Genomic DNA, 13,169 nt, shown 5'->3' on the forward strand with positions numbered 1-13,169 from the left:
TCCACAGGCTCTCTCCGCGTGGTGCCCTGGCCAGTAATCTCGCGCCCATGGAGCAGAGGCATCTCGGACGTACCGGCCTGCGTGTGTCGCGCATCGGACTCGGCACCCTCACCTGGGGCCGGGACACCGACGAGCACGACGCCGCCGAGCAGTTGAAGACGTTCTGGGACGCGGGCGGCACGCTCGTGGACACCGCCGATGTGTACGGCGGGGGCGAGGCGGAGTATCTGCTCGGGCGTCTCATGGAGCGGCTCGTCCCCCGGCAGGACCTCGTCCTGTCGACCAAGGCGGGCAGCGTGCCGGACCCCGACCGGCGGACGGACGGCTCGCGCGGGCACCTCCTCGCCGCGCTCGACGCCTCCCTCGCCCGGCTCGGCACCGACCACGTCGACCTGTGGCAGCTGCACGCCTACGATCCGCACACCCCCCTGGAGGAGTCCCTCCAGGCACTCGACATAGCCGTACGCAGCGGGCGGGCGCGGTACGCGGGCGTGGCGAACTTCTGCGGCTGGCAGCTCGCCAAGGCGGGCACCTGGCAGCTCGGCGGGGACAGGACCCGGCTCGCGGGTGCGCAGCTGGAGTACTCGCTGCTCCAGCGGGGCGTGGAGCGCGAGGTGCTGCCGGCCGCCCAGGACCTCGGAATGGGCCTGCTGCCCTCCTCGCCGCTGGGGCGGGGGGTCCTGACGGGCAAGTACCGCAGCGGTACCCCGTCGGACTCACGGGCCGCGTCGGAGACGATGGCGCCGTTCGTGGAGCCGTACCTCGACGAGCCGGCGAGCCGGATCGTGGACGCGGTCGCGACGGCGGCCGACGGCCTCGCGACGACCCCCCTGCACGTGGCGCTCGCCTGGGTCCGCGACCGGCCGGGGGTGACCGCGCCGATCGTCGGCGCGCGCACGGCACGGCAGCTCACGGCCGCGTTGTCGGTGGAGACCCTTAGTCTTCCTGACGAGATCTGTCGGGCGCTGGACGATGTGTCGGCGCCCGTGCACCGCTATCCGGATCACGACTGGAGCACCTTGTGACCGAGCCTTCCGGGGAGACCGCGCCCGAGGCCGTGGAACCCGCCGAGGACCTGGAGGACGGAGCCGCCGGGGCCGCCGCCCCGGAGCCCGACGCGCCAGAGGAGCCGGCCATGGCCGAGGAGCCGGGTTCCGCCGAGGAGCCGGGTTCCGCCGAGGAGCCCGCCACCGCCGCCGAGGAGCCGCAGGCCGACGCGGAGAAGCCGCAGACCGAGGCCGAGAAGCCCGCCGACGGGCCCGAGGTGAGCGACGCGCAGGCCGAACTCGCCGCGCAGCGCGAGCTGCGGGCCAGGATCGAGGCGCGGAAGGCCGAGAAGGAGGGGCCCCTGGCGAGCGGCGCCAAGCTGAGCGGCACGGCGGCCGACCTGCTCGCGGCCGTACGGGCCGTGGAGGGCGGCGCCGCCTCCGGCACCGCGTTCTACGAGGCGCCGGAGCCCGCGCCCCGGCGCCCCGCGCCCGAGGCGGCCCCTGCCGTGACCGCACGGCCCGCCGCGCCGGTGCGGGCGGCCGCACCCGCGCCCGGCACCACGGCCGCCGTGCGGGAGGTCCTGGCCAAGGGCGGCGCCCCCGAGGCACTGGCCGGGCAGGTCGCCGCCGTGCTCGGCGAGGGCGCGGCCGCGGCCCTGCTCGACGACCCGTGGCAGCTGCTCGCGGTGCCCGGAGTGCGCCCGGAGCAGGCCGACGGTTTCGCGCGGGCCCTGCTCGGCCCGGCGTGCGGCCCGGACGATCCGCGCCGGACGGTCGCCCTCACCGTCTGGCTCCTGGAGCGGGCCGCGCTCCAGGGACACACGGCGCTGGAGATCCAGGCCGTGCGCGCCGGACTCACCGCGCACGCGGTGCCCGATCCGGAGGCCGCGGTCGACGACGCGGTCTCGGCGGGCGCCGTCCTCGTCTTCCAGGAGGAGACGGCGGAGGAAGTACCCGAAGGGGAGGAAGAAGGACCGGAGCCCGCGACGGCCGCCGCCGAGGAGCCGGCCGCGCCCGTGCTGCTCGGCCTCGAGCGGTACGCACTGGCGGAGGAGAGCCTCGCGGACGCCCTGTCCCGGCTGGTCAGGACGGTGACGGCGGCGGAGTGGGACGGCTCCGAGCTGGAGCGGGCCGCCGGTGCGCACGGTCTCGTGCTGCACACGGGCGGCGAGGCGTCCCGCGCCGAGCCGGTGGCGCTCGCCGCGGCGGCCCGCGCCCGTGGCCTGCGCACCCTGGTCGCCGTCCACGCGGACGGCGGGCGGCGCGCGTCGGCGGCCGACGGGGTGGACGTGGTCACGGTCGCCGGCCTGCTCTCCGGAGCCGCCGGTCCCGGCCGCGACGAGGAGGGCGCCCTCGCCCTCGACCTCCTCGTGGTGCTCGACGCGCCGCAGCTCGACGTGGAGACGGCCGCGACGCTCGTGGAATCGCTGCCCGACGGTTGCCGTCTGGTGCTGAGCGGCGACCCGGAGGTGCTCGGCGCGCCGGGTGCCGGCCAGGTCTTCGGGGACCTGCTCGCGGCCCGGGTGTGCCCGCGGATCGCCTCGCGCCTGCCCGACCCGGGGCCGCTCGGCGAGCTGGTCTCCGGCATCGGCGCCGGGGAGCTGAACCAGGTCAAGGCTCCCGGCAAGGAGATCGTGATCGTCCCGGTGCGGGACGCCGGCGAGGCGGTGCACCGTACGGTCCAGCTGGTGGCGGACTCGGTGCCGCGGGCCATCGGGGTGCCGCCCGAGCAGACGCAGGTCGTGACGGTCGGCCACGGCGGCTCGGCCGGTACGCGCGCGCTGAACGCCGCCCTGAAGCAGCGGCTCAACCCCGGCCCCGGCCGGTTCGGCGGCTACGACGTCGGGGACCGGGTGGCGTACGCGCCGGCGCCGGGCCGGACGGTGACGGGCACGGTGCTCTCGGCGGACGCCGAGGGGCTGCGGCTGCGGTGCGCGGACGCAGAGCTCCTCGTGCCGAAGGAGCGGGTGGAGTCCGCGCTGCGGCACGGCTGGGCGCTCACCGCGCACCAGGCGGCCGGGGCGCGCTGGCCCGCGGTGGTCGTGGTGCTGCCGGGGGACGCCGCCGGCGGCCTGAGCAGGCCGTGGGTGTACACGGCCTTCGGCCGCGCGGAGCGCCATCTGTCGGTCGTGCACGGCGCGGACCAGGCGCTGGCCCGCGCGGTGGCCGAGGGGACGGCTCCGGAGCGCACGACGCGGCTGCGGCCGCTCCTTGAGGGGCTCCTCGCCACGCCCGAGGAGTAGCCCCGGCCGGGGCGGAGACGGGGGGGGGGGGGGGGGCCCCCCCGGGGGGGGGGGGCCCCCCCCCCCCCCCCCCCCCCCGCCCGGGGGCCCCCCCCCCGGCCGCGCGGGGGGGGGGGGGGGGGGGGGGGGGGGCGCCCCCCCGGGGGGGGGCCCCCCCCCCCCCCCCCGTCTCCCCCTCAGGAGTCGGAGCCGCCGGCCCCTACCTCCTGGTGATCGTCGGCGTCCTCGGCATCCTCGTCGAAGACGGAGCTGACGTCGAAGCGGCAGATGATCCGCTCCGGGTCGGCGTGCTCGAAGGGGGCGGTGAGCCACTCCCCCGGTTCCGGAAGCTCCTCGGCGGCGGTTACCCAGAGCGTGGAGTCGCCCTCCTCCAGGCCGAACTCCTTGTGCCGGGAGGCGATCTCGTCCGGTTCGTACTCGCCGAAGAGCACCCCGAGGGCGGCGAGCGGCGAGACGCCGGCCCTGGCGGCCGGCCCGGTGGTGTCGGGCTCGCCGTCGATCTCGGCGAGTCGGCGTGCCTGGGCGAGCAGTCGTTGCGGTTCGGCCACGGCGTAGTCGCGGCGGATCAGGACGCTGAGGGCGTGTGGTTCGTCAGGTCCGGCGTACGGCGGCAGGGCGCCGTCGGCTCCGGGGATCTCGAAGGGAGTGACCTCGTCGTAGCGGTCGTAGAGGAGTTCGTCGTACGCCTCGGCCGCCGTGGCGAGGGCGTTGAAGGCTTCGTAGACGGCCGTGTCGTCGTCCCCCGAGCGGCGTTCGACCGCCGCGAGGTGACGGTCCAGTGCGGCTTTGACCGCCTCGGCGGCGGCACGTACCTCGGCAGCGGTGGGCTGCGCAGCATCAGACATGGGACAGACGCTATCCGTACCGGGCCGGTGCCCGCACAATAGATGCGATGCCGGAATACGAATTTGTCGACGTGTACGTGCCGCGCGGTGTCTCCCGCAAGGAGGCGACGCGGCTGCTGACCGACCATGCCGAGTACGGACACTGGGAGTTGGACCGTCTGAGCCTGCACCGGGACGGGAGCCGCAGAGTGCGGCTGAGGCGGCGGATCATCCGCCAGCTCCGGCCGACCTGGTAGCCGGACCGACGACGAGAAGGGGCCCCGCGGTGTGCGGGGCCCCTGTGCGTGGTGCGGGACGGACTAGGCGGCGTTGCGGGCGCGCCGGTAGATCAGCGACCCGGCGAGCAGCAGCCCTGCACCGGCCGGGATGATCACGCCGAGCGGGCCGGAGCCGGTCTCGGCGAGCTCCTCCACGGCACGGGGCGGAGTGACACCGTGCTCACCGGGGGTGTTCGGCCCACCGTGACCGCCGTCGTCGCCGGGACCGCCGGGCGTACCGGGGTTGCCGGGAGTACCGGGTGTGCCGGGTGTGCCGGGGTTACCGGGAGTGCCCGGGTTCCCAGGGTTACCGGGGTTGCCGGGGTTACCGGGGTTCCCAGGGTTGCCGGGGTTACCCGGGTTCCCAGGGTTGCCGGGGTTACCCGGGTTGCCGGGGTTCCCAGGGTTACCCGGGTTTCCGGGGTTACCCGGATTGCCGGGGTTGCCCGGCTCCTCCTCCCCGTATCCGGTGTCCCCGCCGTTCGCGCAGTCGTTGCCCCCGGCGGCGTTGCCCAGGCCGATGCCCGTGACGCTGTTGCCGCACGCGTTGACCGGAACGTCGACCGGCACCTCGACGGTGTTGCCGGAGGCCACTCCCGGGGAGTTGCCGGTGTGCCCGCCGGCGACCGAGTCGCCGCCTGGCCTGGAGGTGTTGGCACAGGAGTTGCCCATCGCCGGATTCAGCAGTCCGACGACGTTGACGGTGTTCCCGCAGGCGTTCACCGGTACGTGCACCGGGACCTGGACGGAGTTTCCGGACGCGACGCCCGGGGAGTTCGTGGCCGTACCGTTCGCACCGGAATCGGCGTGCGCGAAACCGCCGCCGACGGCGGCGAAGACGCCTCCGGCTGCCGCGACGGTGATGAGACCTTTGCGCGTGACCTGTCGCATAGCTTGTTTCCTGCCTGCTCGGCTTCGAAAGAGTGCCACCGGGCGGAACACCCGGGGCGGAAATGGCCACCGGCCCCGGAGTGCATGGCACGCACTCCGGGGCCGGACCGGCTCACACCCTCACGGGCGAGGCACAACGTCAGGCGTTGACGCAGGTGTTGCCGAAGGCGGGGTTCAGCAGGCCGATCACGGAGACCGTGTTGCCGCACAGGTTCACGGGGACGTGAACCGGCACCTGGACGACGTTGCCCGAGAGGACACCGGGGGAACCGATGGCGGCACCCTGGGCACCCGCGTCGGCAACGGCCATTCCCGCACCCGCGAGAACGAGACCGCCAGTGGCAGCCGCAGCAGCGACGACCTTCTTGATCATTATTCCTCCTAGTTGGAAACGCGGTCCCAGCCGCGGACCGCACACCTGTAACGAGGGGGAATGGAGGGGGCTACGAGCCCCCGGGTTCATTCACTCTTTCCGGTCACACGCAAACGCACGCCCGAATTCAGGAGGCGTCGATGAAGCGGTCCAGGACCCTGGCACCGAACTTCAGACCGTCCACCGGCACCCGCTCGTCCACGCCGTGGAACATGCCGGCGAAGTCGAGCTCCGGCGGCAGCTGGAGCGGCGCGAAGCCGAAGCAGCGGATGCCGAGGTCGTCGAAGGACTTCGCGTCGGTGCCGCCGGAGAGCATGTACGGCACGGCGCGGGCGATCGGGTCCTCGGCGCGCAGCGCCAGCTGCATGGCGTCCACGAGGGCGCCGTCGAAGCTGGTCTCCAGGGCCTTGTCGCCGTGCACGTCCTCGCGCTTCACGTGCGGGCCGAGGATCCGGTCGAGGTCGGCGAGGAACTCCTGCTCGTAGCCGGGCAGGAACCGTCCGTCGACGTGGGCGGTTGCCTGGCCGGGGATCACGTTCACCTTGTAGCCGGCGCCGAGCATGGTCGGGGCGGCCGAGTTGCGCAGGGTGGCGCCGACCATCTTGGCGATGCCGCCGAGCTTGGCGAGGGTGCCGTCCATGTCCTCGGGGTCGAGGGGGGTGCCCAGCGCGTCCGAGAGCTCGTCCAGGAAGGAGCGCACGGTCTTGGTGACCCTCACCGGCCACTGGTGGCGGCCGAGGCGGCCCACCGCCTCGCAGAGCTCCGTGATGGCGTTGTCGTCGTTGGTCATCGAGCCGTGTCCCGCCGTGCCCTCGACGGTGAGGCGCATCCAGTGCATGCCCTTCTGTGCCGTCTCGACCAGGTAGAGGCGCAGGTTCTCGTTGACGGTGAAGGAGAAGCCGCCGACCTCGCCGATGGCCTCGGTGACGCCGTCGAAGAGGCCGCGGTGCTTGTCGACCAGGTGCCGGGCGCCGTAGGTGCCGCCGGCCTCCTCGTCGGCGAGGAAGGCGAGGACGATGTCGCGCGGGGGCTTGCGGCCGCTGCGCATCCGGTCGCGCACGACCGCGAGGGTCATCGCGTCCATGTCCTTCATGTCGACGGCGCCGCGGCCCCAGACACAGCCGTCGGCGATCTCCCCGGAGAAGGGGTGGTGCGTCCAGTCCTCCGCGTTGGCCGGGACGACGTCGGTGTGGCCGTGGATGAGCAGGGCCGGCCGTGACGGGTCCTCGCCCTCGATGCGGGCGACGGTGGAGGCCCGCCCCTGGTGCGACTCGATGATCTTCGGCTCGAGCCCCACCTCCGCGAGCTTCTCGGCGATGTACTCGGCCGCCGCCCGCTCGCCAGGCCCGGAGTGGTCGCCGTAGTTGCTGGTGTCGATGCGGATGAGCTCGCTGCAGAGGTCCACGACCTCGCTCTCGGCGCTGACACTTCGGCCCGTGTTCGACTCGCTCACGCTGCTTCCTCCCACTACGTGCCCCACGTGATTGCTTCGGTGCTCGCCCCATCCTCCCGCGTCGCCCCCTCCCCGCCCAAGGGCGGCCCTCGGCCGACATGCGCCCGTCACATGTCGGGGGCCACCGGGGTGGTGATCGACCACCCTGAATGTTTGCTATGGTTTTCCTCGTCGGAAGGGCCCAGCGGCCGGGAAGACAGACACCTTGTCCGGGTGGCGGAATGGCAGACGCGCTAGCTTGAGGTGCTAGTGCCCTTTATCGGGCGTGGGGGTTCAAGTCCCCCCTCGGACACCAGCGAAAGACCCCACATCACGTGGGGTCTTTCTTGTTACGGCGGTAGGACCCGGTGCGACGCAGATCCAAGGCCCCCCTCTCGCCCCTCCCCCAGCGGGACGGGATCGATCCGGTGCGGGTGCGGTTGCCGGAGGATCCCGACGGGGTCTGGGGGACCGTACGGGATCATCTGCTCGACCGGTACGCGGGCGCCATCGGTGCGGCGCGGGTCGAGGACATGCTGGTGAGCGGCCGTTTCGTGGGGACGGACGGTCCCGTCGGCGGGGACGAGCCGTACGCCGTGGGGCGGTATCTCTGGTTCCACCGGGACTTTCCCGCCGAGACGCCGGTGCCGTTCCCGATCGGGGTGGTGCACAGGGACGAGCGGATCGTCGTCGCCGACAAGCCGCATTTCCTGTCGACCATGCCCCGGGGGCGGCACGTCACGGAGACCGCGACGGCCAGGCTGCGGCGGGACCTCGGCCTGCCGTCCCTCCAGCCCGCGCACCGGCTGGACCGGCTGACCGCGGGCCTTGTGCTGTTCGTCGTACGCGAGGAGGACCGGGGGGCGTACCAGACGCTGTTCCGGGACCGGGTCGTGCGCAAGGAGTACGAGGCGGTGGCACCGTACGTTCCGGCCGTCGGGCTGCCGGTGACCGTACGCAGCCGGATCGAGAAGGAGCGCGGGGTGATGGCCGCCCGGGAGGTGCCGGGCGAGCCGAACAGCGAGAGCCGGATCGCGCTCGTGGAGCGGCGGGGCAGGCTCGGGCGGTACCGGCTGGTGCCGGAGACCGGGCGGACGCATCAGCTGCGGGTGCACATGAACGCCCTGGGGCTGCCGATCCTGCACGATCCGATCTATCCGGTGGTCCGTGCGGACGGGCCGGAGGACTTCTCGCGTCCGCTGCAGTTGCTCGCACGGACGCTGGAGTTCACCGACCCGTTCACGGGGGTGGCGATGCGCTTCGAGAGCCGGTCGGCTCTCAGTGGCCTCGGTTGATCCATTCCTCCAGGTGAGGGGCCTCGGCGCCGATCGTCGTGGGGTCACCGTGGCCGGTGCGTACCACCGTCTCCGGGGGCAGCGTCAGCAGCTTCTCGCGGATCGAGTCCACGATCGTCGGGAAGTCCGAGAACGACCGGCCGGTGGCACCGGGGCCGCCCTGGAAGAGGGTGTCGCCGGTGAAGACCGTGCCGAGTTCCTTGGCGTACAGGGAGACCGCTCCGGGGGCGTGACCCGGGGTGTGGAGGACCGTGAGGTCGATTCCGGCGATGGTGAGGACCTGGCCGTCGGCGAGGTCGCCGTCGGGGCTGTGGTCGGGGTGGGTCCGCTTCCACAGCGGCTGGTCGGCGGGGTGGAGCAGGATGCGGGCGCCGGTGGCGGCCGCGAGGGCAGGGGCGGCGTCGATGTGGTCGTCGTGGGCGTGGGTGCAGACGATGGCGCGCAGGGCGCGGCCGTCGAGGGCGGTGAGGATCGCCTCGGCGTCGTGGGCGGCGTCGATGACGATGGCCTCGATGTCGTCGCCGACGATCCAGACGTTGTTGTCGACGTCCCAGGTGCCGCCGTCGAGGCTGAAGGTGCCGGAGGTGACGAGGTGGTCGATGCGGGCGGCCATCACAGCACCACGACCGAGCGCAGGACGTCGCCCTCGTGCATGCGGGCGAAGGCCTTCTCGACGTCGCCGAGGCCGATGGTCTCGGTGACGAAGGCGGCGAGGTCGATGCGGCCCTGCTGGTGCAGGTCGACGAGCATCGGGAAGTCGCGGGACGGCAGACAGTCGCCGTACCAGGAGGACTTGAGGGCGCCGCCGCGGCCGAAGACGTCCAGGAGGGGGAGTTCGAGCCGCATCTCGGGGGTGGGGACGCCGACGAGGACGACGGTGCCGGCGAGGTCGCGGGCGTAGAAGGCCTGCTTGTACGTCTCGGGGCGGCCGACGGCCTCGATGACGACGTCGGCGCCGAAGCCGCCGGTGAGTTCGCGGATCGCCTCGACGGCGTCGGTGGAACGGGAGTTGACGGTGTGGGTCGCGCCCATCGTCCGGGCGGTCTCCAGCTTCCGGTCGTCGATGTCGACGGCGATGATCTTCGCGGCCCCGGCGAGGCGGGAGCCGACGATCGCCGCGTCGCCGACGCCGCCGCAGCCGATGACGGCGACGGTGTCGCCGCGGCCGACGTTCCCGGTGTTGATCGCGGCGCCGATGCCGGCCATCACGCCGCAGCCGAGGAGGCCCGCGACCTCGGGGGCGACGGCGGGGTCGACCTTGGTGCACTGGCCTGCGGCGACGAGGGTCTTCTCGGCGAAGGCGCCGATGCCGAGGGCCGGGGAGAGCTCCGTACCGTCGAGCAGGGTCATCCGCTGCTTGGCGTTGTGGGTGTCGAAGCAGTACCAGGGGCGGCCCCGCTCGCAGGCGCGGCAGGTGCCGCAGACGGCGCGCCAGTTGAGGATCACGAAGTCGCCGGGGGTCACGTCGGTGACGCCCTCGCCGACCGACTCGACGATTCCGGCGGCCTCGTGGCCGAGCAGGAAGGGGAACTCGTCGTTGATGGCGCCCTGCTTGTAGTGGAGATCGGTGTGGCAGACGCCGCAGGCCTGGATCTTCACGACGGCCTCGCCGGGGCCGGGGTCGGGGATGACGATCGTCTCGACCCGTACCGGTTCGTTCCTGCCGGGGGCGATGACCCCCTGGACGTGCTGCGGCATCGCGAACTTCCCTTCCTCCGAACGGATCTTGTAAGGCTCCTGGGTACCACTATCTCCTGACAAAAGGCGAGACCCCCGCAGGCCGTGCCCGCGGGGGTCCCGTCCGATCCCGTGGGGGGAGGTCAGTTCCGCTGCGCCGCGGCGGTCGTACGGACCCGGCGGCGGACCAGGAACCAGCCGCCGACGAGGGCCGCCGCGATGAGCGGCAGACAGGCGACGGTGGTGCGGCCGACGCCGCCGTCCATCCACATGAGGACGAGGACGGAGCCGAGGAAGCCCAGGGTCACGATCTGGGTGTACGGGGCCCAGGGCAGGTTGTAGCCGGGGCGGGTGACCCTGCCCTCCTGGGCGCGGCGCCAGAAGAGCAGCGAGCAGACCATGATCATGGCCCAGGTGCCGATGATGCCGATGGAGGCGAAGTTCAGCACCAGCTCGAAGGCGTCGTCGGGCATGACGTAGTTAAGGCCGACGCCGAGGATGCCGAAGCCCGCGGTGAGCAGGATGCCGCCGTAGGGCACGCCGCCCTTGTTCATGACGCCGGTGAACTTGGGCGCGGAGCCGGCCAGCGACATGGAGCGCAGGATGCGGCCGGTGGAGTACAGGCCCGAGTTGAGGCTGGAGAGGGCGGCGGTGAGGACGACGAGGTTCATCACGCCGGCCGCGCCGGGGATGCCCAGCTTGTCGAAGACGGTGACGAAGGGGCTCTGGTCGCCGGAGTAGGCCGTGTACGGCAGCAGCAGGGCGAGGAGGATCACCGAGCCGACGTAGAAGAGGCCGACGCGCCACATGATCGAGTTGATCGCCTTCGGCATGATCTTCTCGGGGTTCTCGGTCTCGCCGGCGGCGACGCCGCACAGTTCGACGGAGGCGTAGGCGAAGACGACGCCCTGGATGAGCAGCAGCATCGGCATGACGCCGCTGGGGAAGATGCCGCCGTTGTCGGTGACCGTGGCGAGGCCCGGGGTGTGGCCGCCGATCTCGTGGGAGGTCACGACGAGGTAGATGCCGATGAGCATGAAGACGACGAGGGCGCCGACCTTGATGATCGCGAACCAGAACTCCATCTCGCCGAAGTACTTCACGGAGATGAGGTTGGCGGCGAGGACGACCGCGAGGGCGATCAGGGCGAGGATCCACTGCGGGACGTCGCTGAACATCGCCCAGAAGTGGGCGTAGGTGGCGGCCGCGGTGATGTCGGCGACGGCGGTGGTAGACCAGTTGAGGAAGTAGAGCCAGCCGGCCGTGTAGGCGCCCTTCTCGCCCATGAACTCACGGGCGTAGGAGACGAAGGCGCCGGAGGAGGGGCGGTAGAGCACCAGCTCGCCGAGGGCGCGCACCACGAGGAAGGCGAAGACGCCGCAGACGGCGTAGGCGATGAAGAGGGAGGGGCCCGCCTGGGACATCCGGCCGCCGGCGCCCAGGAAGAGGCCGGTGCCGATGGCGCCGCCGATGGCGATCATGTTGACGTGCCGGGACTTGAGGTCCTTGCGGTATCCGGCGTCGCCGGCGTCGACGTGGGGGGCGGCCGGGGTCGCCGGTACGGCGGACAGCGGCTCGGCCGCGGTGACGCGGTCACTCATGGAGTTGTTCGCCTTCGTGAGGGGGCTGTGCGGTACCCGGCCGTGCGCTGGTGGGGGTCTCCCGGCACGGCCAGCGGTCATCCTCACGGCAAGGAGCGCGAACTGACTGTGGCGCATGTCACTGAACGCCCATATTTGAGCTAGTTCAGAGCTTTACCCGCCCGTAGCATGCCCGTCGGCTCCCGGACACCTCCGGGCTACGGAGCGAGGACGTCCAGTTCCCGGAGGGCGCCGACGGCGATCTGGCGGGTCAGCTCCTCGGCGCGGGCCGCGTCCCGCTCGCGGACGGCCTCGGCGACCTGGACGTGGAGGGTGACGGCGGCCGGGTCGGGGTCCTCGAACATCACGTGGTGGTGGGTGCGGCCGGTGAGGACCTCGGCGACGACGTCGCCGAGGCGGGCGAACATCTCGTTCCCCGAGGCGTCGAGCACGACCCGGTGGAAGGCGACGTCGTGGACGAGGTACTCCTCCAGGCGCCGGCCGCGTGAGGTGGCGACCATGCCGAGGGCCTGCTCGGTGAGTTCGCGGCACTGCTCGGGGGTGGCGTTCAGGGCGGCGAGCCCGGCGGCGACGGGTTCGACGGCGGAGCGCAGCACGGTGAGCGAGCGGAGCTGGCGGGGGCGGTCGGCGCCGGCGAGGCGCCAGCGGATGACCTGGGGGTCGTAGACGTTCCAGCTCGCGGTGGGGAGCACGGTCACGCCGACGCGGCGCCGGGACTCGACGAGGTGCATGGACTCCAGGACGCGGACGACCTCGCGGACGACCGTGCGGGACACGTCGAAGCGCTGGGCCAGCTCGTCGGTGCGCAGCACGGTGCCCGGGGGGTACTCCCCCGCGGTGATCGCGAGGCCCAGGGTGGCCAGGACGTGTGAGTGGAGCCCCTGGGCCGGTGTCGTCATGGGGCCAAGCCTATGCGGGCCCGCCCCGGTGATCACTTCGGGAATTAAAAGTACTACTTTTACGTCACAGCCTCTTGAATACGTCGTACCCAATGGGTTTCATGGGCGCGACGGATCGATGTCGAAGAAGACAGCGAGGCACCACACATGAGCACCACCCCCCACCTTCCGGTCGTCGTCGTGATGGGCGTCGCCGGGACCGGCAAGACCACGATCGGCCCGCTGGTCGCCGAAGCGCTGAACCTCCCGTACGCGGAGGGCGACGACTTCCACCCGGCGGCGAACGTGGCCAAGATGTCGGCCGGCACCCCCCTCGACGACTCCGACCGGGAGCCGTGGCTCGACGCCATCGGGACGTGGGCGCACGACCGGGCCGGACTCGGCGGGGTGGTGAGCTGCTCCGCGCTGAAGCGGAGTTACCGGGACCGGCTGCGGGCCGCGGCCCCGGGCGTGGTCTTCCTCCATCTGACCGGCGACCGGGAGCTCATCGAGCAGCGCATGGGAGGCCGCAAGGGCCACTTCATGCCGACGGCGCTCCTCGACTCCCAGTTCGCCACCCTGCAGCCGCTGCAGGACGACGAGGCCGGCGTCGCCGTCGACGTCTCCGGCACCCCCGAAGAAATCGCCGCCCGCGCCGTCGTCGCACTGCGCCGGCTCACCCACTGAC

Annotated in this window: 13 protein-coding genes and 1 tRNA gene; 6 read left to right on the forward strand and 8 right to left on the reverse strand. The window is 72.5% G+C overall.

Features of this window, described 5'->3' with window-relative positions:
• The first annotated feature begins 47 nt into the window (after positions 1-47).
• Entirely contained in the window at positions 48-1,025 is a 978-nt protein-coding gene (locus ACIA8N_RS20990) for an aldo/keto reductase (RefSeq protein WP_365787696.1), read from the forward strand.
• Positions 1,022-3,232: a helix-hairpin-helix domain-containing protein gene (locus tag ACIA8N_RS20995; protein ID WP_365787698.1), complete on the forward strand. Its 2,211-nt coding sequence runs from the start codon at positions 1,022-1,024 to the stop codon at positions 3,230-3,232. The genes ACIA8N_RS20990 and ACIA8N_RS20995 overlap by 4 nt, the downstream gene beginning before the upstream one ends.
• A gap of 176 nt (positions 3,233-3,408) precedes the next feature.
• Here ACIA8N_RS20995 and ACIA8N_RS21000 read toward each other — a convergent pair whose 3' ends face one another.
• A complete protein-coding gene (locus ACIA8N_RS21000) occupies positions 3,409-4,077 on the reverse strand; it encodes a hypothetical protein (protein WP_365787740.1) in 669 nt (222 codons plus the stop codon).
• A gap of 47 nt (positions 4,078-4,124) precedes the next feature.
• Here ACIA8N_RS21000 and ACIA8N_RS21005 point away from each other — a divergent pair, with 47 nt between their 5' ends.
• Positions 4,125-4,313, forward strand: coding sequence for a DUF5703 family protein (locus ACIA8N_RS21005; RefSeq protein ID WP_030218240.1), 189 nt, complete (start codon positions 4,125-4,127; stop codon positions 4,311-4,313).
• Between the two features lie 63 nt (positions 4,314-4,376).
• On the opposite strand, the gene ACIA8N_RS21010 is transcribed toward ACIA8N_RS21005, so the two are convergent.
• The 3 genes from ACIA8N_RS21010 to ACIA8N_RS21020 all read right to left on the reverse strand — a co-directional run bounded on the left by ACIA8N_RS21010 (position 4,377) and on the right by ACIA8N_RS21020 (position 7,051).
• Positions 4,377-5,225 (reverse strand): chaplin, encoded by an 849-nt coding sequence (locus ACIA8N_RS21010; protein ID WP_365787742.1) that lies wholly within the window; start codon positions 5,223-5,225, stop codon positions 4,377-4,379.
• A gap of 139 nt (positions 5,226-5,364) precedes the next feature.
• Complete coding sequence (gene chpH, locus ACIA8N_RS21015; protein ID WP_030218232.1) at positions 5,365-5,598, reverse strand: chaplin ChpH; 234 nt, start codon at positions 5,596-5,598, stop codon at positions 5,365-5,367.
• A gap of 127 nt (positions 5,599-5,725) precedes the next feature.
• Complete coding sequence (locus tag ACIA8N_RS21020; RefSeq protein ID WP_365787744.1) at positions 5,726-7,051, reverse strand: M20/M25/M40 family metallo-hydrolase; 1,326 nt, start codon at positions 7,049-7,051, stop codon at positions 5,726-5,728.
• Between the two features lie 207 nt (positions 7,052-7,258).
• Between ACIA8N_RS21020 and ACIA8N_RS21025 the strand changes: the two genes are divergently transcribed.
• Both ACIA8N_RS21025 and ACIA8N_RS21030 read left to right on the forward strand, forming a co-directional pair.
• Positions 7,259-7,346 (forward strand) — tRNA-Leu (locus tag ACIA8N_RS21025).
• Positions 7,347-7,398: 52 nt separating this feature from the next.
• Positions 7,399-8,325, forward strand: a complete 927-nt coding sequence (locus ACIA8N_RS21030; protein WP_365787746.1) for a pseudouridine synthase — start codon at positions 7,399-7,401, stop codon at positions 8,323-8,325.
• Here the strand turns inward: ACIA8N_RS21030 and ACIA8N_RS21035 are convergent.
• The 4 genes from ACIA8N_RS21035 to ACIA8N_RS21050 all read right to left on the reverse strand — a co-directional run bounded on the left by ACIA8N_RS21035 (position 8,309) and on the right by ACIA8N_RS21050 (position 12,502).
• The gene (locus tag ACIA8N_RS21035) at positions 8,309-8,938 is read right to left on the reverse strand and encodes an MBL fold metallo-hydrolase (RefSeq protein ID WP_365787748.1); all 630 of its coding nucleotides are present in this window, start codon (positions 8,936-8,938) and stop codon (positions 8,309-8,311) included. The genes ACIA8N_RS21030 and ACIA8N_RS21035 overlap by 17 nt on opposite strands.
• On the reverse strand, positions 8,938-10,023 hold the full coding sequence (locus tag ACIA8N_RS21040; protein WP_365787750.1) for an S-(hydroxymethyl)mycothiol dehydrogenase: 1,086 nt from the start codon (positions 10,021-10,023) through the stop codon (positions 8,938-8,940). The genes ACIA8N_RS21035 and ACIA8N_RS21040 overlap by 1 nt, the downstream gene beginning before the upstream one ends.
• A gap of 122 nt (positions 10,024-10,145) precedes the next feature.
• A complete protein-coding gene (locus ACIA8N_RS21045; RefSeq protein WP_365787752.1) occupies positions 10,146-11,603 on the reverse strand; it encodes an amino acid permease in 1,458 nt (485 codons plus the stop codon).
• A 197-nt stretch (positions 11,604-11,800) separates the two neighbouring features.
• Entirely contained in the window at positions 11,801-12,502 is a 702-nt protein-coding gene (locus ACIA8N_RS21050) for a FadR/GntR family transcriptional regulator (protein ID WP_030551601.1), read from the reverse strand.
• A gap of 147 nt (positions 12,503-12,649) precedes the next feature.
• Here ACIA8N_RS21050 and ACIA8N_RS21055 point away from each other — a divergent pair, with 147 nt between their 5' ends.
• On the forward strand, positions 12,650-13,168 hold the full coding sequence (locus ACIA8N_RS21055) for a gluconokinase (RefSeq protein WP_365787754.1): 519 nt from the start codon (positions 12,650-12,652) through the stop codon (positions 13,166-13,168).
• The last annotated feature ends 1 nt before the right edge of the window (position 13,169 follow it).

The sequence above is a fragment of the Streptomyces sp. NPDC051822 genome (assembly GCF_044452745.1).
Lineage (GTDB): Bacteria > Actinomycetota > Actinomycetes > Streptomycetales > Streptomycetaceae > Streptomyces.